Origin of the sequence: Marinobacter sp. RI1 (assembly GCF_041155085.1) — a bacterium.
GTDB lineage: Bacteria > Pseudomonadota > Gammaproteobacteria > Pseudomonadales > Oleiphilaceae > Marinobacter > Marinobacter nauticus.
Genome location: NZ_AP031605.1, coordinates 397,439 through 422,849 on the forward strand (window position 1 = coordinate 397,439; position 25,411 = coordinate 422,849).

A 25,411-nucleotide genomic window follows, 5' to 3' on the forward strand; every position below is an offset into this window, starting at 1 on the left:
TCCGATTCAACGAACGTCCAGGGTAAACCGGACCATCACGTTGCCCTGTTCATCTACCGGCGCATCGCGAGCCGGATCCAGCAGGAACAACTGGCTGTCCGACACCTCATGCGTCGCCGTCAGCACCTGACGAACCGTTACCCCTCGCTCCGAGGCCAGACTTCCAAGCGCTTCCGGCGGCAGGCTGCGCTCACCATCGCGCCAGGCCTGCTGCGCCTGCTCCCAGGCTTCGCCGGTAACGGCCTCACCGCGGGCCTGCATCTGCGCCTTCAGCAATGCCAGGGCATCGGCCTCAGGGGCAACAGCACCACGGATGTTGAGCAGAAGCTCCGGGCGCTCCCTTAGCGCCTGGGCCAGCGCGGACAGTTTCTCGGCCTCGTTATCCGCCAGTTGTACACTACCGGGAACAAAGCTGACCTGGCCCAGCTCTTCGCTGCTGAAGCCTGCCATTTCCGCCAGCGAGCCCAGCATACTGAACGGTGAGGCGGCCGCTTTCACCAACAGGTTCACGAACGCCCGCATGACAATCTGGCCAACGCTGAATTCGGGGTCTGACATGTCGCCCTGAATGGGCAAATTCACCTCGATAACACCGTCACGATCTGTGAGCAGAGCCAGACCCAGCTTGACCGGGGCGTTAATGGCCTGTTCGCTGGCCACCGCAGAGCCCAGTTGCATCCGGTCCAGGATCACTTCGTTGGACGCCTCAAGCCGGGTACCGGTTATCTGGTAATCCAGCGCCAGTTCCAGTTTGCCGCTGTCCACCGAATACCCCAGATAGCGACCGAAATAGGGCGACAGTACCGGCAACGCCATGTCTTTCATGGTGAGTTTCAGGTTGCTGGGCTCTTCGGTGCCCAAAGCGCCCAGGGTTCCGTCAAAACGAACCGGTGCCACCCCGGCCAGCTGGCCGCTGATCGCCACCCGCCCCTGTTGCGGAGGGACATTGCTGATGCCGGTCACCGATCCCGTGAGTTCCTGGAACGCGGTACTGAAGGGCGGCTCCAGCGTGCGGTCGGTGTAGGCCATGGAACCTTGCTCCACGACCAGTTCGCCAATGCGGAAAATAAAGCCTGGCTCCGAGACTTCCGACGGCTCCGTTGGGCTGGTTTCTGCCTCGGAGGCCCCGCCATCCTGAATAATCTGCTGCAGATTGTGCAGTCCGTCGGCCGCCCGGATGACATTAACCGCCGGGCTGTTCAGGGTCACGGTGCCGATTTCCAGCCGGGCGGGATTAAGGTTGAACTCCACCGGGGCCAGGCGCAGCAACTCCCAGGACACCAGCTCCCCGCCATTGCCCGGTAGCCGCGTGGCCAACCCGGCAATTTCAGCCGTGCCACTGAAGGTGCCGGTCAGGGGTTCATCCTGGCCATCCAGGTCCAGATTGCCATCGAAACCCAGGCGCCCATCCACCAGCTCCAGGTTTGCGGCATCAGCAACATAGGGCTGGATAACGGGCAACAGAATGTCGCTGCCGGACAAGGCGCCCTCAAAGGTAAACGGCGCCGGAGTCAGCTGGCCCATGGCGGTCACCCGGCCACCGGTGCCGAGTTCTGCGGAAATATCGTAGGAAACCGGTTCATCCAGGCGGTGGGAGAGACCACCCATGGTCATGGCCAGATTATTGACGGCAATCTCGGCGTCTGTTTCCGGCACCTGATCCCGCCAGCGAACCTGGCCGCCGGACAACTCGACACCCTGGACCGACCAGCGGTATGGCTCGCCCGAATCAGACGGCGGCTCCGAGGTTTCGGATTGATCGGTTCCGGCCGTTGCCAGAGATGCCTGCCAATCCACCTCCCCCTCGGCATTACGGGTGGCGGCCAGCGCCGGTTGCTGGATCGACACCATGCCAACGGTTGCCTCCCGGGCCGTCAGGTCGAAGCCAATGCCCTGAATGGCAACGGCTTCCGTAGCCAGGGCTGGCTGCTCATCGGAGGGCGAGAGCGCCAGAGCCAGTTGCTTGATAGTGAGGTTGCCATCGGAGGTGATCAGTTCAAAGCGATCGCCACCGGCCAGTTCATAACGGGATTCCAGGGTCACGATACCATCGCGCAGCTGCCACGGCAGATAGGGCGCCAGGAAGTGGGCGAGGGTATCGTGACGAAGCCCTGAAAGCCGGAGCCGGCCTGCGGAGTACAGCGGGGTAACGCTCAGATCCCCCTCCCATTCAATCACCTGCTCACCCAGAGCAGCCATCACGGAATACTGACTGTCGCTGCCATCCCGGGGCCAGGTGGCCAGATCGTCCAGGGTAAGATCCAGCGGCGCAACCCGAAACTCGGCAGGGTCGCCACCCTGGGAGAAGTCACGAAACAGCAGCTCACCACCATCAATGGTCACCTGCTGGAAATACAGCCTGGGCGGATGACTCGACTCAGCGGTTTCAGGCCGGGTCGTGTCCTCTTTCTCGGGATTGGCACTGCGCCAGTCCCGGACAAAATTGATGTCATGGTCCTGCAGCAAATCCAGGCGAACGTCGGGCTCCACCAGACGGATTTCCTCAAACCCGATGATACCGCGGAGCAAACTGAGGAAACTGAGATTCACCCGCAGGTGATCAAACGACGTCACCGGCTCCCCAGTCGCATCCTTTGCAGAAAAGGCGTCTGCTTCCAGGCTGAAGGCAAAGGGATTGAACCGGACGTTCTCCACCTCGGCCTGCCAGCCCATGCGCTGGTCCATCTGTTCCGGCAACGACCGCTCCAGCCACCAGGGCAGAACCAGGAAGCCGGCCAGGGCATACAGACCCAACAACACGCCCAATGCGATCAGCAGGTTCCTGACCAGATGGCTCTTCCGGCGACTCACTACCCGCTGGCTTGCTACCTGGCTGTTCTCTGCCTCTTTCTCTGCCACAAGACTCTCCCTTTATCTACCCACGGCGCCGCGGCCGGCCATGATGCAAGCATAGCGCCCGTGTGCGGTGTTTGTCAGCGAATTCACCCGACCAGACACGAAACCTGACAGCGACCACCGAACCCGATATGCTCCGCTGACGTATGACTCCCTGTGTTGATCAACGGAGACGAGCAGTATGGATATCGGCGATATGCGTCGGGATTTCGAAAGCGAAGGGCTGGATCGGGAACACCTGAACGAGGATCCGGTACAGCAGTTCCAGACCTGGTTCGAGGATGCCAGAACGGCGGGCATTCTGGAGCCCAATGCCATGTCACTGGCCACCACCGGTGCCGACGGCATGCCCGATCTCAGAACCGTGCTACTGAAGTATTTCGACAGCCAGGGTTTTGTGTTCTACACCAACTACGGCAGCCGCAAGGCTCAGGAGCTGCAGGAAAATCCCCGGGCGGCACTGCTGTTCCCGTGGATCGGCCTGAACCGGCAGGTGCGTATTCAGGGTGCGGTCGAAAAGGTCAGCAAGGCGGAATCCCTGCGCTACTTTTCGTCCCGGCCCCGGGGCAGCCAGATTGGCGCCTGGGTTTCGGAGCAGAGCCAGGTCATTACGTCCCGAGGCCTGCTGGAGCAAAAAGTCGCGGAGATGAAGCGCAAATTCAGTTCCGGAGAAATTCCGCTCCCCAGTTTCTGGGGTGGGTACCGGGTGGTTCCGGAGCGAATCGAATTCTGGCAGGGAAGGCCGAGCCGGCTTCACGATCGATTTGAGTACGTGAGAGAAGGCGATGGCTGGACAATCCAACGACTGCAACCCTGACCGGCCGGCGATCTGGCTGTGCCACCAGATCAACCGGAACCTGTCCCAGGCCCCAGCCTGGATGACCGCCGATGAAGGCAAAGCCCTCGCGCGTCTGGAAGGGCCCAGACGCCAGGAATATCTGACCAGTCGATGGCTGATTCGTCAGGCCCTGGCCCGCGCCAGTGGGGAGGCTCCAACATGCTGTCACCCGGTACCGGGACGCCCCGTTGCCTCGGCCAGCCCGCAAGGCTGGCACCTGTCGCTGAGCCACAGCCAGGGGCTGGCAGCGTGCGCCACGGGTCGGGCGGCTCTGGGGATTGATCTTGAACCGAGCCAGCGCCGGCCAGACTGGGCCAGAGTGACGACACGCTGGTTCACGCCCGTTGAGCAGGAATGGCTGCTGAGGGCGAACAATGCGTTCAGCTTCCTTAAGGTCTGGACCCTGAAAGAAGCCTGGCTTAAAGCGACCGGGCGGGGCATTGCCGGCAATCTGCAAACCCTGGAAGTACGGAAGAATTTCGAGCTGTACGGGGACCAGCCCGACCGACACTGGCAAGCCAGTTGCCTGTATGCCGAGGGCTTTCTGGTTACCCTGGTTTACCCCTGCGATGGCAGCCCGGATAAGACCAGCACCTGGCCGGAGATTACCTTGCTGGAACCACCGCCGGATGACTACAATCTGGGGCCGGCTTCCAGCCTCGACGTTTCCTGGGAGCCTCTGTTTCACCGGCTGATCAGAGCCCGACCCTAGCGAGGCCACCATGCCCCAGACGACCGGCCGCTGCCCCTGGTGCGGCACCGACCCACTGTACGTGCACTACCACGACACCGTCTGGGGGCGCCCGGAATATGACGATCAGGCGCTGTTCGAAAAGCTCTGCCTGGACGGACAGCAAGCCGGTTTGAGCTGGATTACCATCCTTCGCAAGCAGGAAAGCTACCGGCAGGCCTACGCCGGCTTTGACCCGGAGCAGATTGTCCGCTTTGATGAGGACGATATCGCCCGCCTGCTGGCAGACCCGGGCATTATCCGGAATCGCCTGAAGGTCCATTCCATCATCCGCAATGCCCGGGGGTTCCTGGCTCTGCGGGATCAGGGCATCTCGTTCTCGGAGTTTCTCTGGCAATTCGTCAACGGCCGGCCCATCCAGAACCGGTGGCAGACACTGGCCGAGGTCCCCGTCACCACGCCGGAATCTGAAGCCATGTCCAAGGCCCTGAAGAAAGCAGGCTTTAATTTTGTGGGCCCCACCATCGTCTACGCCTTCATGCAGGCCACCGGCATGGTCAATGATCATCTGGTGTCCTGCCATGCCCACACGGAGTGCCGGCAACTGGCACAATGATCTTACCGGGCCGGTTGATCGTAAGTTCCCCTGACACATCATTTCGGGAGCTTCACGGTGCGCATTACCCTCGACGAACTCAAAAACCTGGAACAACCGGTGATCGACCTTCTGGAGATCCTCTCCCTGGAGGGCCAACAGTACATGGCTCGCCTGCATGGCCCTGAAGGCATGAAGGTACTGTCGGACCATAAAGGGCAGACCCGGCTGTTCCGCAGCGCCTGGCAGATTCAGGACACCCTCTCCAGCTACACCATTCGCGAAACCCAGGTGGTGCATCCCTCGGCGTACCATGAAATGATCGGGATGGCACCGGCAGACATTGAGCCCATGCGGATACAGGTACAGAGGCAGAAGTCGTGATTTCAGTTGCTCGCCTCGCGGTTCTGGTCGGCATTGCCGGCCTGATTCCATTCATTCTAGGCACCGCTGGCCTGTTCCTGATGCCAGCCAACAGCGTTGCCATTCTGGCGTGGTTCTATATTTACAGTGCCGGTATTCTCGCTTTTATGGGCGGAATCTACTGGACCATTGCCATGCAGCTGGAAAACCGCTCCTACCCGCAATCGCCCCTGGTGACCATGCTGCTGAGCCAGTTGTTCTTCGTTGCCGCCGGTATCGGACTGTTGCTACAGACGCCGCGGAAAATCCCGCTCTACATCGTCGCGTTCCTGTTGCTGTATCTGGTAGACGCCCGCTGGATGCGAAGCTACTGGCCGGCCTGGTACCTGAAGATGCGATTGGTGCTGACCACCGTGGTACTGGCTTGCCAGCTAACCGTGGCCGGCTGGTTCTTCCTGCTGCACGGTGCCTGATTCAGGCACCGTCAGGATCGGTTCCAAACAGGGTCTGCAGCTTTCTCAAAGCGCCTTTCTCGATCTGTCGCACACGCTCCCGGCTGAGACCCAGCTGTTCCGAAATCGTTTGCAGGGTCTCCGGTTCAATCAAGCCAAGCCCGTAACGCCGGGTCAGGATATCCCGCTCCCGGTCCGACAATGCCCCCATCATGCGCTCCAGCCGAATCATCCGGTCCCGCGCCCGAAACGGCTGGTCCGGGCGGGTATCGGCACCCGCATCAAGACTGTCAGCCAGGGTCACCGATCCATCTTCGACCAGTGGTACATCCGTTGAGACTTCCCGGGCCGCCAGGGCTCTCAGTTCGCCAATCCTGGAGGGTGTGGCCTCCATTTCCCGGGCCAGCTCGGACTGGGTGGGCTCCCGGCCGAGGGATTGATGCAAACGCATGGATACCTTCTGCAACTGGCGGATCTCCTCCACCACGTTTTCCGGCGTATGTACCACACGCACGCCCCGCTGCAGGCAGCGGCGCACTTCCTCGCTGATCCACCAGTAAGCGTAGGTGGAAAACCGGAAGCCCTTGCCGGGGTCGTAGCGCTCTACGGCCTTGATAAGCCCCACGTTGGCGTCCTGGATCAGGTCCGACATGGCAATGCCGTGATGGCCGTAGCGGCGGGCGATATGTACCGCCAGCCTCAGATTGCTCTGAATCAGGCGGTGACGGCAGGCCAGGGCAAGGTGGTAAGCCCGGCGACAGCGGGCCGAAAAGGCACAGGCATCCCCGAGGCTACCCACCACATCCCGCAAGGTTTGTGGGGTGTCCTCGGGTAATGCCAGCTCGGTGTGAATCACCCGTAGCGACCGGATCAGCTTTCTGGCCAGACGCCGTTCATCGGTTTCGCTGAGGAGGTCATGCCGGGACGCATCCCTGAAATACAACCCGACCAGGGAATCCCTTTCACCATCGTTGGGCAGCGTCGGAAGCGGTCCCGGCCGGCTCTGTATCTGCATGGCTCGGTACCCGTTTGATATTTATTGAGAATACGCAGATCAGGCAGGCATGGATTCCCCAGCAACGAGGGGAAAACCGAAATACAGGAATACAGGAATACAGGAATGAGGATGAGTGGGGGAGGGATCGGTCACGCCCGGCCATGAAACCTCACAGGTTGTGAGACGGCCGACCGGGCGCCCGATCTGGAGGCAAGACTCCTCCATTACCCACAGACGAAGCGACCGGTTCCGCCTGTGGATAATTCCTAGCCGGCGGTGGTTGATGCCGCCACGATGGCATATTCGTGGTTATGGGGTTCAATCAGCGCCCCGTGCAGGGCCACAATCGCCTGGTCGTATTTGTCTTCATCAACCACGAACTGGATATCCACCTGGCGCATGCACTGGTGGATCGCCAGCACGCTGATGTCATTATCAGCCAGTGATTTTACCGAACGGGCAAGAATGCCCGGCACCTTCATATCACTGCCAATGGCAGACACCAGGGCCACTTTGCGGGTACTGATTTCGGCATTGGGGAACTCTTCCTCCAGTGCCTTGACCACCCGCTTCACGTGCTTGAGCGTGGTATCCACGTAGTGGGTAATGGTATTGGCATTGGTGTCCTTGGACATGAACCGCACTTTAAAACGGCTCAGTACATCCAGGATACGGCGGTCGGAACCCGGCTCGCCCTGCATGTCCTGGTCGAACACCTCAATGGCAAATACGCCTTTGGCACCTGCCACGATCTCCACCTGGGGTTTTTCACTGACGTAGTCGCCAGTGATCAGCGTACCAGTGTGCTCCGGCTCGAAGGTGTTCATCACCCGCAGCGGAATCTCGTTCTGGCGCAGACCTTTACCCGCACGGGGGTGAATCGCTTCCATCCCCAGGTTGGCCAACTGGTCGGCGACGTCGTAGTTGGTACGCCCTAACGGAACCACCTTGTCTTCGCCAACAATGTTCGGATCGGCAGAGCTCAGATGGTATTCCTTATGGATGATCGCTTCCCGGGCGTTGGTGATCACCGCCGTGCGGCTGAACGTCATCTCACTGTAGCCCCGGTCGAAGGTACGCATCAGACCTTCCTTGCACTGGGCATAACCGGTCACGATTGGCAGTTCCCGGCTCAGGTCGATGGCATCGAAGGCCTGCTTGAGCTTTTCATCCAGCGGCAGCAATTCACTGTCGCGCCAGCCGGTGAGATCGACAAAGCGGGCGTTAATACCTTCCTGCTGCAGCTTCAGGGCGGTATTGAAAGCACTGTGGGCCTCGCCAATCCCCGCCAGCATCTCCCGCACGGTAAGCAGATGCTCTTCAAGCTGGAACTGGCCATAGGAACACAGGCGCTGCAGGTCGATCAGGCAGCCCCGAACACCTTCAATGCGATCAGTAATGAACTGGTCCGCCTGCTGCTTGAGCATCGGATCGGCAAACAGCTCACCGTTGATGTCCGTCAGCAGTTGAATCAGCTTGGTAAGGTCGTCGCCCCAGGCCCAGTCGGATTCGGCATCGGCAAACAGGGCATAGACCCCCGGCTCGCCGGTTTTCTTGTGCTCCAGCAGTTCATTGGTCACGCCACCGTAGGCAGAGACCACAAAAATCCGCTGGTAGAGGTCGCTCTTCTTGCGCTTACCAATAATGATATTGTCGCGCACGGCCTCATAGTTACTCATAGAAGTACCGCCGATTTTCTCGACGGTATGTTGTGCCGTTGTCATGTCGTTGCCTTTGCTATCCTGCGGAATGTAAGTGTGGGATGGCGGGCGTCTTACGACGCCTCGCTAACACCTTCCTGCATGATCTCATCGACACTCTCGGCCAGGATTTTCACACCCAGGCGCAGATCATCTTCGCTGGTGGTCAGCGGCATCAGGCACTTGATCACCTCATCGTTCGGGCCACTGGTCTCGATGATCAGACCGTGCTCGAAAGCACGCTTGGTGATCGGCCCGGTCAGATCTGCATGCTTGGCCTCGATGCCGCGCATCAGGCCCCGGCCTTTCATCTTGAACTCACCCGGGTACTTGTCGCAGATGGCCTGCAGGGCATCACCCAGCACCTTGGTCTTGGCCTTCACTTCGTTGGCAAAGGTGTCGTCCTTCCAGTAGGTTTCAATGGCGGCACGGGCAGTGACAAACGCCATGTTGTTACCACGGAAGGTACCGTTGTGCTCACCGGATTCCCACACGTCCAGTTCCGGCTTGAACAGTACCAGTGCCATCGGCAGACCATAGCCGCTCAGGGACTTGGACACGGTCACAATGTCCGGCTTGATGCCGGCGAACTCAAAGCTGAAGAACTCGCCGGTACGGCCGTTGCCCGCCTGGATATCATCCACAATCAGCAGAATATCGTGCTTCTGGCACAGCTCGGACAGACCTTTGAGCCACTCGGCACGGGCGGCGTTCAGGCCACCTTCGCCCTGCACGGCTTCAACAATGACGGCAGCCGGCAGCTCAACGCCGGAAGAGCTGTCTGACAGCACCTTGTCCATGATAGCCAGGGTATCAACGTCTTCGCCCAGGTAGCCGTCGTAGAACATGAAGTCGACATGCCCCAGGGGAATACCTACGCCACCACGGTGATGCTCGTTACCAGTGGCTGCTACCGCACCGGTAGTGACACCGTGAAAACCGTTGGTGAAGGAAATGATGTTGGTACGGCCTTTCACCTTACGGGCCAGCTTCATGGCCGCTTCCACACAGTTGGTACCGGTGGGACCGGTGAACTGCATCTTGTAGTCCAGACCACGGGGATCGAGGATGTGCTTTTTGTACGATTCCATGAAGTCGTGCTTGGCGGTGGTGAACAGGTCCAGGCCCTGGCTCACGCCGTCCGCTTCAATGTACTCAAGCAGCGCTTTCTTCAGGATGTCGTTATTGTGGCCGTAGTTCAGGGAACCGGCACCGGCCAGAAAGTCCAGGTATTCCTTGCCATCTTCGGTGTACAGATGCGCGTTCTTGGCGCGGTTGAAAATCACCGGAAAAGCACGGGAATAAACGCGAACTTCAGATTCAGTAGACTTGAAAATTTCCATTGTCTTGCCTCTTAGCATGTCAGGTTCGAGGTAAATGCGCGGGAGCCTGTCGGTAAAACGTGTCGGTCGCAACAGACCCGCCGAGCGTTGCTTTAAGCCGCATGGCAGGCCCACCCCGGGCGGCCTGCCGGCTACTACAATCTCGTCAGTGGTTCACGCCTGAAGGCGTTAACACAGGCTCTCAGACAGGGTTCGTGAAAGGCCCGATGCGCAGCAGGAATTCGGAATCGTGCTTGCCGCCAAAATGGGTCTCTTTCTCGAAATGCTCGTGGTAGGTGAGCTCGGCTCCCAGATCACGGGCGAAAGAGCGGAACAGCGCCCAGGAGGCCTCGTTGTCTTCGGTAATCGTGGTTTCCAGGTGCGTGACATTGCTGCACGCGTCCCGGCCAACGATTTCCTTCAGCATCCGCTTGGCGAGGCCCTGTCCACGACCTTTCTCGTGAACCGCCACCTGCCAGACAAACACGGTCTCAGGCTGTTGGGGAGGGATGTATCCGGAGATAAAGCCGACCAGATCGCCTTCCTTCTCCGCGGCCACGCCGGTCTCGGCAAAGTGGCTGCACTGCAACAGGTTGCAGTAAATCGAGTTGGGGTCCAGCGGTGGGCATTCCGCAACCAGCTGGTGAAGCCTGTAGCCATCATCCTTTGTCGGTTTACGCAGGGTGATGGCGGTGGTATTCGATCCTTCTGATGTCATAACGTGATCAATTCGCTGCCAAAAGTTAGTGTTGAATTATATAGACCACAAAATATATTTCAAGTCGACCCCGGCCAGCCACTCAACACGGCCCGAGCCTGATAGTTTCAGAATAGACCGGATTGAAGCATTTGCCAGTGACAAATTGGTTACCGGAAAGAGGGAAAAATAATGCCCTCCGGCACAAGATGGGTGCCGTCAGTCAGGCGTCTTCGATAGGACACAGCGGCAGGAGACCCTTCGGGCCAAAGCCTGTCAAACTGAGCCAGCCAGGCATCGATATCGTAAGCGACCGGCATCAGGGAAACATGCAGACCGGGCCGCGCAATTGCCGCCAACGGCTCCATAAAAGGGCTTGTAAAGCCAATGCGGGTAACGAGCCCCCGGGAGTCGGCACGCAGATTACCCATGCCGGCCGCACCGTTATTGGCCACGATCCGTTGTTTTTCATCCACTTTACCGGACCAGATCACCGGCAGACAGGTATGGGCGCAAGCGATCAGGTCGGCACCGGTGGCACGAAACCAGTACGCCAGCTTTTCCTCGCCGCCCGAGGCAATAGATTCGTGAGCCAGCCCCCACCCGGCCAGAGACTCCGGATCACCATGCACGACCAAAACCTTTAGGCCTCCAAATATCATGCAACGGTATCGTGGCAATAATGAGAGTTTCTTTTGAATATCGGGGTGTCGGTCCGCCACCACCTGCAGCCGCCCCATCATCTGATTGGACCGCTCCACCACTCCCTGATCCACATACTCCGGGTACGCGCAGCCACAGCCGGCGCCGGCGTTGGGAATCGAGAGCTCATAATCCACGTTGCCGAGAATCGCTGTGTGGTCCAGGATCCGGCTGTTGATCTCCCGGAACAAAGTGTCGTCAGCGTTAAACCAGTTGAAATCGCCATTGAAGACCAGCTTCACCCGGTGGCCGTGGCGCTCCTCTGCGCGCACCATGGCCTCGATTTCATCAAGGGCGAAGGCATTGCCGTAAAGACCACCGACGATGTACAGCACATCCTCAGAAACCTGCGCCGGCTCTCTGCAAAGAGACTCTGGCGTGTAGCGGTATGCCAGCGGGCAGCTGCGCCCTTCTGTATCAGCCATGATCTGGCCCCTCCGTTCTGGTCAGGCACCTTCGGCGGCCACCGACTTTCCAGCCAGACGCTTTAACAGCAAGGGCAGGAAGAAACACACCGTACAGATCAGGAAACCGTAAGCATTCACGCCCAGCAACATCGCATAGGCACCGTCACCAATCGCCCAGCTTGATGGGATGAGGCCCACCGCCAACAGAACACCAAGACCGAGCCCGGTCCAGAAGCTGAGATGGAAGCTCCAGGGCGACCACTGGGTAAAGCCATAGAAAAGAAAAACCGGCGCCAGCCCCATGACCATAGTGCCCGAGATGGTGGTCGCCTTGAGGATGTCAGTGCCGGCGAACATGGGCAGGTTACCCAGGAAGGCAAAAATCACCATCACCACGGCCCCCACCCTCATGCTCGGCAGCTTGTCCGACGCACGCCGCGCCAGGCGAGGCAGATCCACCGCAAGGGACTTGGCCAGCGAGGTAAAGGTGGAATCGAGAGTGGAACCGGCCGAGGTCATCATCACCACGCTCATGAAGAACAACGCCGCCAGCCCCAGGGACTGGCCCACTGCTGCGGGCGCGTTACCCATGGCCTCAATGCCGTTAAGCCGGGCGTGAACGCCCACCAGACTGAAAATAAACACCGCCACAAAGCCCAACAATCCGGCGACCACAAAGCTCTTGAGCATGGTCTTTTCCTTGTTCACAAAGCCCCGGTCAGTCAGCACCGGATCGTGGAATGGATAACTGAAAAGTTGCAACAGAGCCACCAACAGCAAGTCGAAACCAGCATTGAGCCGGAACTCACCATTAGTCAACAGGGCGCTGGTGTCGTTGGCAGGGATGATCAGGAACAATACCGCCCCCACAAAGAACACAAACACGAAGGCCTGAATCACATCGGTGAAGATCGAGGACCGGAGACCGCCCTTCAGACTGTAAGCCAGGGTAAACACCGTAAACAGCATCGCCGCCGCGTAATACTCCCACTCGCCGGGCAATCCGAAGTAACCGCCCACCACTGCGGTGTTACTCCAGACCTCGTTATAGAGCCGGATAAGAACCGCCGCGGCAAACGCCAGACTGGCCAGCCGCCCGAAACGCGAGGTCAGAAAATCCTGCAGACTCCGGGCCCCGGTCTGGGTCCGGATCAGGTAAATCACATAGCCTGCCACCGGGATGGACAGCCAGTAACTGGCATAAGCCAGACCGCCCACCACACCATAAGCCGCCCCCAGATTCGCCGCATTAGTCACCGACTTGGCAAAGATCCAGCTGATAAAAATACTCGCCGTCAGCGACCACTGACCCACCGGGTTGCCCTGATCATCGGCGCCCTTATAAAAAGAGTTTGCGTTCTTGCTCTTGGGCGACAGCGCATACATAACCACGCCGTAGACCAGCAGGAATCCCCAGAACAGGGATGCTTCGGTAAAATTCATTGTCGTGTTCCTGGTTTACGGTTTAACGAATCTACACAGGCGCCGAACAACTCGCCCCAAAGCGGTAGCACGAGAAACACCGGTGATGCCGCAACATGATCCGCTCGTCCATACTCTCCGCCAGCGTACCGCCAAGGTCATACTGCGGATCATCGTCCACCAGCGTGCAGGCATACACCCGCACCTGCTCGCCCTTCTTCACCAGCATCCGCGTATAGGTGCACATAAAGTGCGACCGGGATTCCTTCGTCGGATACTTCTCCATGCAGGTCTCGGTGATCTCCGGACTGCCATCTTCCGAACCAGGCGTGCCCAGGTCCGGAAACGCGGTGAACGCGAGGTTCTCCGGAATGCCCCATTCCCGGAAGATCCCACGGAACGCGGCTTCGACATCAGCCGGAATTTCCTTCGGATCGGTCTGGCGGGCAATGGATACCTTGAAACCCTGTTCGATCAACCAACGGATGCCCTGCAAGGCCTCATCAAAGCTGCCCTCGCCGCGGTCCTTGTCATGCCGGGCGCGGTCGGGAAAATCCAGGCTTACACGGAAGTGGATCGGATAGGGATTATCCAATAAGGGCAGCACCTGGTGCTGGCGCTTGTGCAGCGGCTCAGTGGCGTTGGTGAGCACAAAGCAGGGGCGGTACTGGCTCGCGTAGTCCAGGATATTGACGAAATCCCGGATCACGAAGGGCTCACCACCGGTGAAGGAAAACTGCTCCACGCCCATGTCAATGGCTTCGTGGATAAACGGTTTCACGTCAATGAGCTTCATGCCCGGGATGCGGCCATCACCGGGATGGGAACCCTCCAGGCAAAACGGGCAGGCCAGGTTGCAGGCGGTACCGGTGTGGATCCACAGCTCTTTTAGCCTGTCGGCATCGATGTATCCCCGGGAATCACCGTTACTGGTGTGGGTCCAGCTATCACGGGCCCGGGGTTCCAGAACTTCCACGGCCGGAATGCGTTTAGCGCGGGCCGGTCGGGTTTTGGTCAGGGGCATAGTGGCTCCTTGGTGTAGTCGTCTTTTTCCCACGGCGCCAGCCATGGAGCTTCTCCAGCAGCTTCAGAATGCCTTCAGGGGCATGAGAGCGCTTCCATTCACCGGCCGCGTACTTGGCCGACTCATTCCAGGTCGGGTAGGGGTGAATGGTGCCCAGGATCTTGTTCAGGCCCAGACCGTGTTTCATCGCCAGGGTGAACTCGGCCAGGATTTCCCCGGCGTGCGTGCCCACCACCACAGCGCCAAGAATCTTGTCTTTGCCCGGCGGTGTCAGCACCTTGATAAAGCCATGGTCCTCGCTTTCAGCAATGGCCCGGTCCAGATCATCCAGGCCGTAACGAGTAACCTCGTAGGCCACACGCTTTTCCTTAGCCTCAGTCTCACTCAACCCAACCCTGGCCACTTCCGGCGAGGTAAAGGTGACCCAGGGCATTACCCGGTAATCCACCTTGAAGCGCCTGAACTGCCCGAACAGACCGTTAACGGCGGCGTACCAGGCCTGGTGGGCCGCAGCGTGAGTGAACTGGTACGGGCCGGCCACATCGCCACAGGCAAATACATTCGGGTACCTCAGGCTCATGTCCTCTTCCACCGGTACCGTTCCGTTTGGCAGGGTTTCCACACCAATACGCTCCAGATTCAGGCCGGCGGTGTTGGCTGCGCGGCCAACCGCCACGAGAACCTGATCGAAAGGAATACGTACCCGCTCACCTTCATGCTTACAGTAGGCAACCTTCTCTCCTTCCTCTATACGAAACTCGGCGGCAGAATGTTTCAACCGAACGTCCACGCCGTCTGCCCGAAACTGCTTCAGCACCAGTTCAGAGACATCGGCATCCTCTTTCGCCAGCAGGCGCTCACCCATTTCCACCTGCGTCACCTGACTACCCAACCGCGCAAACGCATGAGCCAGTTCCGAGCCAATCGGGCCACCACCGAGCACCAGCAGCCGCTCGGGTAGCTCCTCCAGCTGCCACAGGTTGTCCGAGGTCAGCGGCTCCATGTCTTCCAGACCAGGAATTGGAGGTACCGCCGGCTTGCCACCGGTGGCAACGACGATGCTGCGGGCGGTGAGGCGCTCGGTGCGGCCATCGTTGTGCCTTACTTCCAGTTCCCAGGGCGACACAAAGCTGGCTTCACCAGCAATGCAGTCCACACCCAGTTTTCGGTAACGCTCGGGAGAATCGTGGGGCTCAACTTTCGCAATCACCTCCCTGACGCGGTTCATGATGTTGTTGAATGAGCCTTTGACCGGCACCGATTCCAGCCCGTACCGATTGGCATGGCGCAGCGTATCCGCCGCCCTGGCGCTGCGAATCAGGGCTTTGGAGGGGACACATCCGGTGTTGAGGCAATCGCCGCCCATCTTGTGTTTTTCTATCAGGGCAACCTTCGCTTTCACCGCCGCCGCAATATAGGCGGAAACCAGACCGCCGGAACCACCGCCAATAACCAGCAGGTTGTAGTCGAAACGCTCGGGCTTCTGCCAGCCGGCGTACACCTTGCGGCGGCGGATAAAGCCCACCACAAACTTGGCAATCAAGGGAAAGAGACCCAACAATGCAAAGGACAGCAGCAGGTCAGCCGAGACAATGTCACCGGTGGACTCAATCTGACCCAATTGAGTGCCTGCGTTTACGTACACAAAAGTGCCAGGCAACATGGCAACCCAGCTCACCACGGCATAGGTGCGCAGCTTCATGGCGGTCAGGCCCATGGCCAGGTTGATCAGGAAAAAAGGGAACACCGGTACAAGCCGCAGGGTGGCCAAGTAGAAGGCACCATCTTTTTCGATGCCACGGTCCATTTTCGCCACTGTGTCTCCGTAACGTTTGCGCAACGAATCCCGCACCAGGAAACGAGCAGCCAGGAACGCCAAAGAGGCTCCAACGGTCGAGGCTAAAGACACCGCAGCAAATCCGTACAGGTTTCCGAAGAAAGCCCCTCCTGCCAGAGTCATGACCGTTGCCCCCGGCAAAGACAATGCGGTAACCAGTACATAAACCACCACAAAAGCGGAAAGCGCAATCAGTAGATTCGAATCAATCCAGTCGCCAAGACTCTGCTGATGCCTCTTCAGGTTTTCCAGTGTCAGAAGTTCATTTCCGCCAGCTGCGATAAAGCCGATCACAACAATCGCAATGGCGAAAACAAGAATCCACTTTTTCAATGTCATGAAAGAAACCCTTTAAACACTTGTCGTTTACCTTTGAGACACATCAACTCTACACCTGTTACACCTCGCCCACCTTTTAAACATGCCTATTGGGTTTTACGTCATCGTGCCCTGCCAGATGTCATCAAATTCACACGATTGTTTAACAATTCAGTCACACGTTGTTAGTGCATACAGTCAGGGAAACTTCTCGACACATCGGGCGCCTTGCCGCTATTCTTGAACAACCGCTCACGAAAGAGAATAACCATGACTCACACAGCCCCTCCACACGAGCAGGCGCTAGTATGCAGGCTGCGTGACGGAGACAACCTCGCCTTTCAGGAAGCTGTGCGCAGCTTCACGCCCGGTATGCTCGCGGTCGCCAGGTTTTACCTTGATGAGGCGGCCGCCGAAGACGTCGTGCAGGACTGCTGGGTCGCCGTAATCGATGCCATTCAGAAATTTGAGGGCCGTTCGGGGCTAAAAACCTGGTTGCACCGCATTGTCGCCAACCGTTGCAAGAATCGGCTGCGGGCAAGTAAACGGGAAGTCCCTCTCGACGACTCAGACAGCCTGGAGCCTGATCTGGCGGAACGCTTCAACGCCAGAGGCCACTGGCAATTACCCCCCAGGCTGAAGTTTCATGAATCTGCCGATACGCTGATGGAAAATGGCGCTCTTAACCAGTGCCTGGACAAACATCTCTCTGCGTTGCCGGAAACCCAACGATCCGCCCTGATTCTCTACGAGGCGCACCAACACAAATCAGACGATCTCTGTAACATTCTCGGGGTCAGCGCGTCCAATCTTCGGGTGTTGTTACATCGTGCCAGGCAGAAGATCTTTCTGATGGTAGAAACCTTCCAGGAGACCGGCGAATGCTGAAATGCAGCGAGCTGGCCAGGATCGCCAGTGACTACATCGACGGCGAACTGGATACCCGGCGTAATCTGTCGGTGAAAACACATTTGATGATGTGCAAACACTGCCGAACCTTTATCGGTAACCTGCGCGCCAGCAATGAGTTGCTGGGTGCCCACGCCTCGGCACGAACCGAGGAGGCGTTTCTCCGCAAGATTGATGAGCGGGTAGCCGAAGCCCTTAGCGTCCGCAGAAGCAAAAAAACAGATGCCGACTGACGAGGAGCCAGTATGTGCAAACGCAAACCAGTGCTTGTCTTTGACGTCATTGAAACGATTTTCTCGCTGAACGCGCTGACACGGGCCCTAAGCGCTGAGGTACTGCCGACGCACACCAAAGATCTGTTTTTTGCTCAACTGCTCCGAGATGCCTTTGCCAGCTCGGCAACGGATTGTTACGTCCCGTTCGTCGATATGGCCCGGGGCACCTTGGAGGTTTTGCTGCACACGGTCGGTGGCGTCAACGAAACGAAACACGCCGACACCATCATCGATCGCATCTTGCCGGTTTTTGGGCAGCTGGACGCTCATCCGGACGTTGAGGACGCGTTGGGACTGGCAAAAGAACGCGGCGTGGATGTGCTGTTCTTTACCAACGGCTCAGAACAGAATACCCGATCACTGATTGCCAGAAATGGCCTGATTAACCTGGTGGATCACGTGGTTTCAATCGACACCTTCAGACGATGGAAACCTGCAAGATCTGCCTATGAAAGTGCAATAAGCCAAGTGGACGGCGCCCCGGAACAATCCGCCATGATTGCAGCCCATGCCTGGGATACGTCCGGGGCCCGGAATGCGGGGCTGCTGACTGGCTGGATTCAGCGCCAGGACGCCTTGTTCCATCCCGCCATGCCAGCCCCCTGCATTCAATCCAACAGCCTTGTCACGCTCGTGGATCAGCTATCAGGTCACCTGCTGGCCGCCAAGTAACATCCACGCCGGTCAGGCTTTTTTGCTCCAGGCATACTTTCTGAAGGGCTCATCAACCGGGGTTTCCGCGATGTGATTGACATAGTTGCTGATGACTTTTTGAGACAGAACCATGATGACTTCAAGGACATGGCGCTGTTCGTAACCTGCAGCGAAGAACGCACTCAGGTCATCCTCGGTCACGTACCCACGCTCGCGCATGACGGCCAGGGTAAAGGTCCGCAGCGCCTCCAGCCTGTGGTTTGGCAACGGTGTTTCATCCCGCAAGGCGTCAATAATTTCATCGGAAACCTTCATCGCCTTAGCAATACCCGTATGGGCGGGTACGCAGTAGTGACAGGCATTCTCCACATTGATGGTCTGCCACACCACGGTTTTTTCCTCATTATCAAAACTGCTGGCCAACACCAACTCGTGCAGCTTCTGGTATGCCTCAAGCACACCTGGTGCTTCCGCCATAACCGCATGCAGGCCTGGAATACGGCCAAAGCTTTTGCGGGAAACTTCCAGCAGAGGTTTTGCGGACTCCGGAGCAGTATCAGGGGTGTGTATGGTGAAATCGGTCATTTCCACGTCTCCAACTATAAATGAATGATCGCTCAAAAATAGAACCGTAACTATTTCTGAGCAATTGCTCAAGTTATAATTCAGAAACTATTCAACGATCGATCCAGTGGTGAAAACAATGCCCAGACCTCCAAGCTATGATCGGGAAACCGCGCTCACTCAAGCTGTCGGGCTGTTTTGGCATAAGGGCTATCATGGCAGCTCCATGAAGCAGATTGAGCAAGCGCTCGATATGCGTCCTGGCAGCATCTACGCCACGTTCGGCAGCAAGGACGGGCTGTTCTCAGAAGTTCTGGCACGGTATGCAGAGCAGAGTGGCGAAGACTTGGCCGGGCATATGGCAGGCTACGACAACGTGCTGGATGGCCTGCAGGCTTTTCTGGTCAAGATTGCCAGAAACTGCTCTGATCCAGGCTGCGCGCCCGCGAGGGCCTGTCTGATTGTGAAAACATTGCTTGAATCCAGCAACACCAACACCGCGCTCCATCAGGAGGCAAAAACCGTGCTGGCTGCCATTGAAGATGCATTCACGGAGCTACTGAAAACCGCGAGGAAGCAGGGCGAGCTGGCACCTGCAACCAACTGCCGCCGACTGGCGCGACTGATTCAAGGGCAGATCATGGGGCTGCGTTCCATGGCCGAGCGAGACCTGTCAGCCATAGAATTGGAACACTTGGGCCAAGATATGGCTGCCATTCTGGACGCGTATCGGGTCAGAAATTAGACACTAGCGCTCAATGACCTGCTCGATCATGCCCGCCAGGGCATCCAGCAGGTTATTCACTACCACACAATCGGGCACACCGTGTCTCTCCGCCAAGTATTGCGGATCGTTGTAACCCAGCCACACCTTGCCATCTTCATCTTCCCAGACCAATGCCTTCAGCGGCAGATCGATCCCGGCGGTCTGGGCGCACTGCATCAGGGGAGTACCGCCTTTGGGATTACCGAAAATCAGGAGTTCGGTTGGCCTAAGGGACTCGCCAACACCCTCTGCCCCTTGCGCGTGATCAATGCGTGCAAACACCTTCAGACCCTTCTCCTTAACAATGGCTTCAAGCTTGTCCATGGTCTGCTTTGGGGAATGGGGACTTTCCAGCCAGATCAAACCATCGGCAGCCTTGGCCAATACACTGGTGGCAATCAGGCAAAGAAAAGCAATTATTCGGAAGAACATATCGTGCTCCTGCTCTGGCTAAGATACTACCAGCAGGTTAGTTCACCGGGCTCGTGTTCTCCAACTGTGGCCGACAGGCTACTGGGCGGGACCGTTGATTTGCTCCAGAAACGCCGCCGGTAACGCATCAATCACGGGCCGGGCGTCGCCGGCCAGCTCCGGGTTCGGCGTCTCCGGTTCGTGACTCAGGGTCACTGGCGATTCGGACCAGTGCAGCAGTTCCAGCCGACCGTTTTCCCGCTCCACCAGCGCGGTGCAGTGTTCCACCCAGTCGCCATCATTACAATAGAGCCCCTCTTCGCTGCGCAGGAAGCCCGCCGAGTGGATATGGCCGCAGATAAAACCGTGATAGTGGCCTTTTTCCGCCGCGGTCAGCGCCGCCAACTCGAAACGGCGGATAAAGGTTCTCGCCTTGCCAATCCGGCTTTTGATCCAGGCCGCCAACGACCAGTAGGGCTTGCCCTGTAATCGCCGCAGGGCGTTGAACCAGCGGTTCAGACGCAGCAACAACCCATGGGCGCGGTCTCCGACCAGCAGCATCAAAGGGCTGCAGCGCACCACCTGGTCAAACTGGTCGCCATGGCAGACCAGAAACTGACGGTCGTCGGCGGTGGTATGCACGGCCTTGTACTGCAATTCGATGCCGGAAAACGTCTGGCCACAGAAACGCCGGAAAAATTCATCGTGATTGCCCGGGATGTACACCACCCGGGTTCCCGTTGCGGCCAGCTCCAGCAGCTTGTGGATAACCTGCCGGTGGCTGTCGGGGAAATGAGCCCGTCGCTGCATGGCAATCAGGTCGACGATGTCGCCCACCAGGTAAAGGGTCTGGCACTGAATGTTATTCAGGAAATCCAGCAGATAGTCCGCCTGGCAATCGGCGGTACCCAGATGGACGTCGGATATGAATACGCTTCGATACTGTCGCATGGTGCCTCCGGTGAGAACAGGCCTGCTTTCAGGATCCTGATATCACCTTGGCAACACCCGGTGACACCGGGGTGACAGCACCAAGACAATTTGATGAAAGCGGAGCCGATGTGGCCGGCTCCGCTGGCTGCAACTACTGGCGAAGGGCCGGATTAAGCGTGTAGGTGCCGGTTACCCGGGCACTGGCCAGCACATGACCGGCCATGGCCTGACGCACGTCGTTACCGTCAAATTCACCCTCCAGGCCCAGGGTGTCTACATCCAGAGCATGCACTTCAAAGTGGTAGTGATGGATGATTTCATCGTTCCAGGGCGGGCAGGGGCCGTCATAACCGGCATAGGTACCGGCCATGTCCGGATTGCCGGCCAGAAACTGGGTGTAATTGTTCACACCACGGACACCAATCGGGCCAGGTCCATAATCCTTGCCCTTGGGACTGACACCATCGCTGTCTTCACCTTCCGGGATCCGCTTTGTGCCAGCGGGAATATCCACCAGCAACCAATGGAAGAAATCGACGCGTGGCAGGTCGGCCGGTACGGTCTTGCCTTCCTGATTGACGTCGTCGGCGACGCTGGGCACATCCGGGTCAAACATCATCACCACAAAGCTTTTGGTGCCCTCCGGTGCACCGTCCCAGACCAGCTCTGGATTCCGGTTGGGACCAAAACTCATGTGGTCCTGCTCACTGAACACACCGAAGGCAAACTTTTCCGGTACCGGCTGGCCTTCCTCAACACCTCGAACCTGCAGTTTCACGTCGCTTTCTCCTGTCTGTTCTTCAAGTGGATGAAAAGTTTGTAGCAGTGCCAACGGCTCTGTGTCCAGCCCGACAATACTAACGATGGAGCCAATAGGTACTTGGGCTCAATTGTCTCGCTCCAACATCGGCGGTAGTATACGCCCCTGTATTAGCTCCCTAATCATAGACATTCAGGCCAGTGACGACAGCCAAGCGCTTTCATCCGAGAGCGTTTGGCTCTCATCACTTAAAGGTCTGAAACGTTATGGAAAACCTTCATCACATAGTCGTGGTCGGCGGCGGAGCCGGCGGCCTGGAACTGGTCACCAGTCTGGGTAACAAGCTTGGCAAAAAAGGCAAAGCCCGTATTTCCCTGGTCGACGCCGGTCTTACCCATGTGTGGAAACCCCTGCTGCATGAAGTGGCCTCCGGCTCGCTGGATGCCAGCGCCAACGAAATCAATTATCGCGCCCATGCCCGCAAGCACCATTACGAGTTTCAGCTCGGCCGCATGAGCGGTCTGGACCGGGCCAATAAAGCGATCGTGATTGCCCCGTTCCGGGATGAAGAAGGCCAAGAAGTAGTGCCGGAACGGCGCCTTCATTACGACACCCTGGTGATTGCCGTTGGCAGCACCGCGAACGACTTCGGCACCCCCGGCGCACAGGACCACTGCCTGTTCCTGGACAGTCTGAAGCAGGCCCGCCGCTTTCATAACCTGATGCTCAACGCCTTCCTGCGCAAAAACCACGAAGCCCTTCAGGGCCAGCCCCATGCCCTGAACATCAGCATCATTGGTGCCGGAGCCACGGGCGTGGAACTGGCCGCTGAACTGAGGCTGGCATCCCGCGAATTGCCCATCTACGGCATGAACCACCTCAAATCTTCCGATGTTTCCATCAGCGTGATCGAGGCGGCCGACCGCATATTGCCTGCGCTGCCCGGGCGCCTTTCCGCCGCAGCCACCCGGGAACTGGAACGCCAGAAGGTCAAGGTATTGACCGGACAACCTGTAAGCGAGGTGCGCGAGAACAGTCTGATCATGAAGGACGGCACTGAACTGCCCTCGGAAATGACCATCTGGGCCGCTGGCATCAAAGCACCGCCGTTCCTGGCGGAACTGGACGGCCTGGAGACCAATCGCGGCAATCAGCTGCTGGTGGAACAGACCCTGAAAACCACCAAAGATGCGGATATCTTCGCGTTTGGTGACTGCGCCGCCTGCCCGCAGCCGGAATCCGACCGGCCGGTGCCACCACGTGCCCAGGCCGCACACCAGCAAGCCGATGCCCTGTTCAAAACCCTCTGCAACCGGCTGGAAGGCAAAGAAGCCGTTCCCTTCGTGTACAACGACCATGGCTCACTGATCAACTTCAGCAAATACACCACCGTCGGCAACCTGATGGGTAACCTGTCCGGCCGCAGTATGTATATCGAAGGGAAAGTGGCCAGGCTGTTCTACGTGTCGCTGTACCGAATGCACCAGGTAGCCTTGCACGGTTTCCTGCGAACCGGCGTGATCTGGCTGATGGACAAGATCAGTCGGGCCATGCAGCCACGGTTGAAGCTGCACTGATTCAGCCCCAGTAAAACATCCCCGACTGTTTCCCGAGGATGGTTGCGGCAATGTGCCGGTCGCAGGCTTTGTTGGCGAGGCCATAGCACACGTGCAAGGGCAGGAGGTGCTCTTCCCGGGGGTGACAGAACCGGGCATGGGGCGCTTGCTCCCAATCTGCCAGGCGCTTCGCCCGCTCCGGCTCCGACAGGGAGCTGTCGCCGCAGGTCTGTTCCAGCCAGTCCTCAAAGGCCAGATTACGGGCCTGGATTTCCGGTGTCTGTGCAGCAAAGAAGGCCCGCATGTTGTGGAACGAGAAGCCGGAGCCAAGCACCAGCAGGTGATCGTAATCCAGTGCCTGCAATGCCCGGCCAATCGCAAGGTGCGTACTGGCGTCCAGAGTGTTGACCAGTGAGAGCTGAATGCAGGGAATATTTGCCTCCGGATACATCAGTTTAAGCGGCACAAACGCGCCGTGATCCAGGCCCCGCTGGTCATCCAGGCGGGCCTGGATGCCAGCCTGATCCAGCGCCTGGGCGACCTGCTGCGCCAGCACCGGCTCACCTGGGCAGGGGTATTCGATCTTGTAGGCTTCCGAAGGAAAACCGTAATAATCGTAAATCAGCGACGGCGTAGTACCTGAGGTAATGGTCGGGATCGCCTCCTCCCAGTGGGCACTGATCACAAGTATCGCAGAGGGTTTGCGCAGGCCAGCCGCTAGCTCTGTTAACCGGTCCACCATGTCCTGGTGCCCGGGATCTCCCAGCAGCGGCATGGGGCCGCCACCGTGGGAAACAAACAGTACATCGGTCGCTTTGCTCATGGCGTTCTCTCCCCGGTTCAGCTTTCTTTCTGCAACAGGTTATCGACAGAGAACCGGCCTGCGCCCTGAATCGCCAGAGCGACGGTGGCGGCAAACAGCGTGAGTGCATACTCGTAACCATTATTGGCCATAAACAAGCCATTACCGATATGCACCGCGAAAATGGCCACCAACATGGTGAAAGCCGCAACCACCGCCGCCGGACGTGTCAGTAGCCCGAGCACCAGTGCCAGACCGCCAAAGAATTCGGCACCACCTGCCAACAAGGCCATCAGGTAGCCTGGCTCCAGGCCAATACTGGCCAGCCATTGTCCGGTACCTTCCAGCCCGTATCCGCCAAACCAGCCGAACAGTTTCTGGGCACCATGCGCGGCCAGGATCAGACCCACCGGAACCCTCAGTGCCAGTGCGGCAAAGCCACCATTGGATTGGAGTAATGCCTTTGTGAATTGAGCGTTCATATTCGTCACCTTAAGTCTTTCTCTGATTGGTTTATCCCGAAGCCCTGGCCTCAGGCCATGGGCTCACTTTACTATCACCAATTTCAAAGACTAAGATGACTCTTGTTGCTATATTATCGTCATTTTATTGATAATCATCAGCACAACTCCGATCAGGACACCGCCATGGATCGTATTGAAGCCATGCGCACCTTCGTGACAGTGGTCAACGAAGGCAGCTTCACCCGAGCCGCTGACCGCCTGGACACCTCGCCACAACTGGTCAGCAAATACGTGTCTCAACTGGAGACACACCTGGGCGTCCGGTTGCTGAACCGCACCACGCGCAGGCTCCACCTGACCGAAGCAGGCAGGCAATATTACCCGCGGGCCCAGCAGGTGCTCAGCGATATTGATGATCTGGAAAATCAGCTCGGCGACCTGCAAACCGAGGCCCAGGGCCTGCTGCGCATCAGTGCCCCGGTTTCTTTCGCCATTCGCCACATGCCGGCCCTGCTGACCGAGTTCCAGCGAATGCACCCCGCCGTGGGTATTGATCTGCAACTCAATGACCGGAAAGTCGACATAGTCGAGGAAGGCTTCGACATCGCGCTGCGCATCGGCCGCCTGCAAAGCTCTTCCCTGATCGCCAAGCGGGTGGCGCCGGTGCGGCTGGTGCTGTGTGCCTCTCCAGCTTATCTGGCACGATACGGCACCCCCGGCAAACCGGAAGACCTCCGGGACCATCAGTACCTGCGCTACAGCTACATGGACCCGGATTCCAGCCATTCCCCGCAGAAGTGGCTGCAGGACAACCGCAGTGACAACCTGCAGGGAATGGTCAGCAACAACGGCGACGTGCTTGTCGAGGCAGCCATTGCCGGTGCCGGGATTGCCCTGCAACCGACCTTTATCGCGGGACCCGCCATCCGGGAAGGCAAGTTAACGATCGTCCTGCCGGAGAATGAACCGGAGCCGTTGGGGCTATACGCCGTCTACGCTCACCGCCAGTTACTGGCAAGCAAGGTCCGCAGCTTCATCGACTTCATCGACGGCTTTTTTGGTGATCCGCCCTATTGGGACAGGTTTGAGTAGTCGT

Annotated in this window: 26 protein-coding genes; 11 read left to right on the plus strand and 15 right to left on the minus strand. The window is 58.3% G+C overall.

Annotation, left to right across the window (positions count from 1 at the left end):
* Positions 1 to 6: 6 nt before the first annotated feature.
* Complete coding sequence (locus ACAM27_RS01775; RefSeq protein ID WP_369612444.1) at positions 7 to 2,859, minus strand: DUF748 domain-containing protein; 2,853 nt, start codon at positions 2,857 to 2,859, stop codon at positions 7 to 9.
* 178 nt (positions 2,860 to 3,037) lie between these two features.
* On the opposite strand from ACAM27_RS01775, the gene pdxH reads away from it, so the two are divergent.
* The 5 genes from pdxH to ACAM27_RS01800 are packed head-to-tail and all read left to right on the plus strand — an operon-like array spanning position 3,038 to position 5,816.
* The gene (gene pdxH / locus ACAM27_RS01780) at positions 3,038 to 3,673 is read left to right on the plus strand and encodes a pyridoxamine 5'-phosphate oxidase (RefSeq protein WP_011783735.1); all 636 of its coding nucleotides are present in this window, start codon (positions 3,038 to 3,040) and stop codon (positions 3,671 to 3,673) included.
* Entirely contained in the window at positions 3,642 to 4,406 is a 765-nt protein-coding gene (locus ACAM27_RS01785) for a 4'-phosphopantetheinyl transferase superfamily protein (protein WP_369612445.1), read from the plus strand. Before pdxH ends, ACAM27_RS01785 begins: the two co-directional genes overlap by 32 nt.
* A gap of 10 nt (positions 4,407 to 4,416) precedes the next feature.
* On the plus strand, positions 4,417 to 5,001 hold the full coding sequence (locus ACAM27_RS01790) for a DNA-3-methyladenine glycosylase I (RefSeq protein ID WP_011783733.1): 585 nt from the start codon (positions 4,417 to 4,419) through the stop codon (positions 4,999 to 5,001).
* Between the two features lie 57 nt (positions 5,002 to 5,058).
* Positions 5,059 to 5,364, plus strand: coding sequence for a DUF6482 family protein (locus tag ACAM27_RS01795; RefSeq protein WP_011783732.1), 306 nt, complete (start codon positions 5,059 to 5,061; stop codon positions 5,362 to 5,364).
* Positions 5,361 to 5,816 carry a DUF3429 domain-containing protein gene (locus tag ACAM27_RS01800; protein ID WP_369612446.1) on the plus strand — a complete coding sequence of 152 codons (456 nt, stop codon included), beginning with the start codon at positions 5,361 to 5,363 and terminating at the stop codon, positions 5,814 to 5,816. Before ACAM27_RS01795 ends, ACAM27_RS01800 begins: the two co-directional genes overlap by 4 nt.
* 1 nt (position 5,817) lies before the next feature.
* Here ACAM27_RS01800 and ACAM27_RS01805 read toward each other — a convergent pair whose 3' ends face one another.
* The 8 genes from ACAM27_RS01805 to ACAM27_RS01840 form a co-directional block, all read right to left on the minus strand.
* Positions 5,818 to 6,810 carry an RNA polymerase sigma factor RpoD/SigA gene (locus tag ACAM27_RS01805; protein WP_011783730.1) on the minus strand — a complete coding sequence of 331 codons (993 nt, stop codon included), beginning with the start codon at positions 6,808 to 6,810 and terminating at the stop codon, positions 5,818 to 5,820.
* Positions 6,811 to 7,058: 248 nt separating this feature from the next.
* Positions 7,059 to 8,516, minus strand: a complete 1,458-nt coding sequence (locus ACAM27_RS01810) for an aspartate kinase (RefSeq protein WP_011783729.1) — start codon at positions 8,514 to 8,516, stop codon at positions 7,059 to 7,061.
* A gap of 50 nt (positions 8,517 to 8,566) precedes the next feature.
* A complete protein-coding gene (ectB, locus tag ACAM27_RS01815) occupies positions 8,567 to 9,835 on the minus strand; it encodes a diaminobutyrate--2-oxoglutarate transaminase (RefSeq protein WP_014420132.1) in 1,269 nt (422 codons plus the stop codon).
* 181 nt (positions 9,836 to 10,016) lie between these two features.
* The gene (gene ectA, locus ACAM27_RS01820; RefSeq protein WP_011783727.1) at positions 10,017 to 10,532 is read right to left on the minus strand and encodes a diaminobutyrate acetyltransferase; all 516 of its coding nucleotides are present in this window, start codon (positions 10,530 to 10,532) and stop codon (positions 10,017 to 10,019) included.
* A 149-nt stretch (positions 10,533 to 10,681) separates the two neighbouring features.
* Complete coding sequence (locus ACAM27_RS01825) at positions 10,682 to 11,638, minus strand: metallophosphoesterase family protein (protein ID WP_023011980.1); 957 nt, start codon at positions 11,636 to 11,638, stop codon at positions 10,682 to 10,684.
* A gap of 21 nt (positions 11,639 to 11,659) precedes the next feature.
* Positions 11,660 to 13,063 carry a sodium:solute symporter gene (locus ACAM27_RS01830; RefSeq protein ID WP_023007839.1) on the minus strand — a complete coding sequence of 468 codons (1,404 nt, stop codon included), beginning with the start codon at positions 13,061 to 13,063 and terminating at the stop codon, positions 11,660 to 11,662.
* 31 nt (positions 13,064 to 13,094) lie between these two features.
* Positions 13,095 to 14,066 carry a radical SAM protein gene (locus ACAM27_RS01835; protein WP_222447469.1) on the minus strand — a complete coding sequence of 324 codons (972 nt, stop codon included), beginning with the start codon at positions 14,064 to 14,066 and terminating at the stop codon, positions 13,095 to 13,097.
* Positions 14,032 to 16,242 (minus strand): FAD-dependent oxidoreductase, encoded by a 2,211-nt coding sequence (locus ACAM27_RS01840; RefSeq protein ID WP_222447468.1) that lies wholly within the window; start codon positions 16,240 to 16,242, stop codon positions 14,032 to 14,034. The genes ACAM27_RS01835 and ACAM27_RS01840 overlap by 35 nt, the downstream gene beginning before the upstream one ends.
* A gap of 249 nt (positions 16,243 to 16,491) precedes the next feature.
* Between ACAM27_RS01840 and ACAM27_RS01845 the strand changes: the two genes are divergently transcribed.
* From ACAM27_RS01845 to ACAM27_RS01855, 3 genes are read left to right on the plus strand one after another with little or no spacing between them, the layout of a single operon-like run.
* The gene (locus ACAM27_RS01845) at positions 16,492 to 17,109 is read left to right on the plus strand and encodes an RNA polymerase sigma factor (protein ID WP_041654439.1); all 618 of its coding nucleotides are present in this window, start codon (positions 16,492 to 16,494) and stop codon (positions 17,107 to 17,109) included.
* Positions 17,103 to 17,363, plus strand: a complete 261-nt coding sequence (locus tag ACAM27_RS01850) for a zf-HC2 domain-containing protein (protein ID WP_014420124.1) — start codon at positions 17,103 to 17,105, stop codon at positions 17,361 to 17,363. Before ACAM27_RS01845 ends, ACAM27_RS01850 begins: the two co-directional genes overlap by 7 nt.
* A 12-nt stretch (positions 17,364 to 17,375) precedes the next feature.
* Positions 17,376 to 18,077 (plus strand): HAD-IA family hydrolase, encoded by a 702-nt coding sequence (locus ACAM27_RS01855; RefSeq protein ID WP_369612447.1) that lies wholly within the window; start codon positions 17,376 to 17,378, stop codon positions 18,075 to 18,077.
* Positions 18,078 to 18,089: 12 nt separating this feature from the next.
* Here the strand turns inward: ACAM27_RS01855 and ACAM27_RS01860 are convergent, their stop codons facing one another.
* A complete protein-coding gene (locus ACAM27_RS01860) occupies positions 18,090 to 18,644 on the minus strand; it encodes a carboxymuconolactone decarboxylase family protein (RefSeq protein WP_014420122.1) in 555 nt (184 codons plus the stop codon).
* Positions 18,645 to 18,762: 118 nt separating this feature from the next.
* Here ACAM27_RS01860 and ACAM27_RS01865 point away from each other — a divergent pair, with 118 nt between their 5' ends.
* Positions 18,763 to 19,368, plus strand: a complete 606-nt coding sequence (locus ACAM27_RS01865; protein ID WP_031209637.1) for a TetR/AcrR family transcriptional regulator — start codon at positions 18,763 to 18,765, stop codon at positions 19,366 to 19,368.
* Positions 19,369 to 19,371: 3 nt separating this feature from the next.
* Here the strand turns inward: ACAM27_RS01865 and ACAM27_RS01870 are convergent, their stop codons facing one another.
* The 3 genes from ACAM27_RS01870 to ACAM27_RS01880 form a co-directional block, all read right to left on the minus strand.
* Positions 19,372 to 19,821, minus strand: a complete 450-nt coding sequence (locus tag ACAM27_RS01870; protein WP_023007844.1) for a DUF302 domain-containing protein — start codon at positions 19,819 to 19,821, stop codon at positions 19,372 to 19,374.
* A gap of 78 nt (positions 19,822 to 19,899) precedes the next feature.
* Complete coding sequence (locus ACAM27_RS01875; protein WP_369612448.1) at positions 19,900 to 20,751, minus strand: UDP-2,3-diacylglucosamine diphosphatase; 852 nt, start codon at positions 20,749 to 20,751, stop codon at positions 19,900 to 19,902.
* A 133-nt stretch (positions 20,752 to 20,884) separates the two neighbouring features.
* Entirely contained in the window at positions 20,885 to 21,511 is a 627-nt protein-coding gene (locus tag ACAM27_RS01880) for a YbhB/YbcL family Raf kinase inhibitor-like protein (protein WP_121208084.1), read from the minus strand.
* A 248-nt stretch (positions 21,512 to 21,759) separates the two neighbouring features.
* On the opposite strand from ACAM27_RS01880, the gene ACAM27_RS01885 reads away from it, so the two are divergent.
* Positions 21,760 to 23,070 carry an NAD(P)/FAD-dependent oxidoreductase gene (locus ACAM27_RS01885; protein WP_114434381.1) on the plus strand — a complete coding sequence of 437 codons (1,311 nt, stop codon included), beginning with the start codon at positions 21,760 to 21,762 and terminating at the stop codon, positions 23,068 to 23,070.
* Position 23,071: 1 nt separating this feature from the next.
* Here the strand turns inward: ACAM27_RS01885 and ACAM27_RS01890 are convergent, their stop codons facing one another.
* Together ACAM27_RS01890 and ACAM27_RS01895 are read right to left on the minus strand one after the other, a co-directional pair.
* Positions 23,072 to 23,872, minus strand: coding sequence for a class III extradiol ring-cleavage dioxygenase (locus ACAM27_RS01890; RefSeq protein ID WP_369612449.1), 801 nt, complete (start codon positions 23,870 to 23,872; stop codon positions 23,072 to 23,074).
* Positions 23,873 to 23,889: 17 nt separating this feature from the next.
* Positions 23,890 to 24,333 carry a DoxX family protein gene (locus tag ACAM27_RS01895; RefSeq protein WP_222180458.1) on the minus strand — a complete coding sequence of 148 codons (444 nt, stop codon included), beginning with the start codon at positions 24,331 to 24,333 and terminating at the stop codon, positions 23,890 to 23,892.
* Between the two features lie 165 nt (positions 24,334 to 24,498).
* Between ACAM27_RS01895 and ACAM27_RS01900 the strand changes: the two genes are divergently transcribed.
* The gene (locus ACAM27_RS01900) at positions 24,499 to 25,407 is read left to right on the plus strand and encodes a LysR family transcriptional regulator (RefSeq protein WP_369612450.1); all 909 of its coding nucleotides are present in this window, start codon (positions 24,499 to 24,501) and stop codon (positions 25,405 to 25,407) included.
* The last annotated feature ends 4 nt before the right edge of the window (positions 25,408 to 25,411 follow it).

Excerpts from the sequence above, each read along its gene's own strand:
- ACAM27_RS01890 (WP_369612449.1), bottom strand. The coding sequence starts at position 23,872 with ATGAGCAAAGCGACCGATGTACTGTTTGTTTCCCACGGTGGCGGCCCC.
- ACAM27_RS01825 (WP_023011980.1), bottom strand. The coding sequence starts at position 11,638 with ATGGCTGATACAGAAGGGCGCAGCTGCCCGCTGGCATACCGCTACACG.
- ACAM27_RS01830 (WP_023007839.1), bottom strand. The coding sequence starts at position 13,063 with ATGAATTTTACCGAAGCATCCCTGTTCTGGGGATTCCTGCTGGTCTAC.
- ACAM27_RS01885 (WP_114434381.1), top strand. The coding sequence starts at position 21,760 with ATGGAAAACCTTCATCACATAGTCGTGGTCGGCGGCGGAGCCGGCGGC.
- ectA (WP_011783727.1), bottom strand. The coding sequence starts at position 10,532 with ATGACATCAGAAGGATCGAATACCACCGCCATCACCCTGCGTAAACCG.
- ACAM27_RS01895 (WP_222180458.1), bottom strand. The coding sequence starts at position 24,333 with ATGAACGCTCAATTCACAAAGGCATTACTCCAATCCAATGGTGGCTTT.
- pdxH (WP_011783735.1), top strand. The coding sequence starts at position 3,038 with ATGGATATCGGCGATATGCGTCGGGATTTCGAAAGCGAAGGGCTGGAT.
- ACAM27_RS01875 (WP_369612448.1), bottom strand. The coding sequence starts at position 20,751 with ATGCGACAGTATCGAAGCGTATTCATATCCGACGTCCATCTGGGTACC.
- ACAM27_RS01785 (WP_369612445.1), top strand. The coding sequence starts at position 3,642 with ATGGCTGGACAATCCAACGACTGCAACCCTGACCGGCCGGCGATCTGG.
- ACAM27_RS01805 (WP_011783730.1), bottom strand. The coding sequence starts at position 6,810 with ATGCAGATACAGAGCCGGCCGGGACCGCTTCCGACGCTGCCCAACGAT.
- ectB (WP_014420132.1), bottom strand. The coding sequence starts at position 9,835 with ATGGAAATTTTCAAGTCTACTGAATCTGAAGTTCGCGTTTATTCCCGT.
- ACAM27_RS01790 (WP_011783733.1), top strand. The coding sequence starts at position 4,417 with ATGCCCCAGACGACCGGCCGCTGCCCCTGGTGCGGCACCGACCCACTG.
- ACAM27_RS01840 (WP_222447468.1), bottom strand. The coding sequence starts at position 16,242 with ATGACATTGAAAAAGTGGATTCTTGTTTTCGCCATTGCGATTGTTGTG.
- ACAM27_RS01860 (WP_014420122.1), bottom strand. The coding sequence starts at position 18,644 with ATGACCGATTTCACCATACACACCCCTGATACTGCTCCGGAGTCCGCA.
- ACAM27_RS01810 (WP_011783729.1), bottom strand. The coding sequence starts at position 8,516 with ATGACAACGGCACAACATACCGTCGAGAAAATCGGCGGTACTTCTATG.
- ACAM27_RS01845 (WP_041654439.1), top strand. The coding sequence starts at position 16,492 with ATGACTCACACAGCCCCTCCACACGAGCAGGCGCTAGTATGCAGGCTG.
- ACAM27_RS01855 (WP_369612447.1), top strand. The coding sequence starts at position 17,376 with ATGTGCAAACGCAAACCAGTGCTTGTCTTTGACGTCATTGAAACGATT.
- ACAM27_RS01865 (WP_031209637.1), top strand. The coding sequence starts at position 18,763 with ATGCCCAGACCTCCAAGCTATGATCGGGAAACCGCGCTCACTCAAGCT.
- ACAM27_RS01850 (WP_014420124.1), top strand. The coding sequence starts at position 17,103 with ATGCTGAAATGCAGCGAGCTGGCCAGGATCGCCAGTGACTACATCGAC.
- ACAM27_RS01900 (WP_369612450.1), top strand. The coding sequence starts at position 24,499 with ATGGATCGTATTGAAGCCATGCGCACCTTCGTGACAGTGGTCAACGAA.
- ACAM27_RS01870 (WP_023007844.1), bottom strand. The coding sequence starts at position 19,821 with ATGTTCTTCCGAATAATTGCTTTTCTTTGCCTGATTGCCACCAGTGTA.
- ACAM27_RS01835 (WP_222447469.1), bottom strand. The coding sequence starts at position 14,066 with ATGCCCCTGACCAAAACCCGACCGGCCCGCGCTAAACGCATTCCGGCC.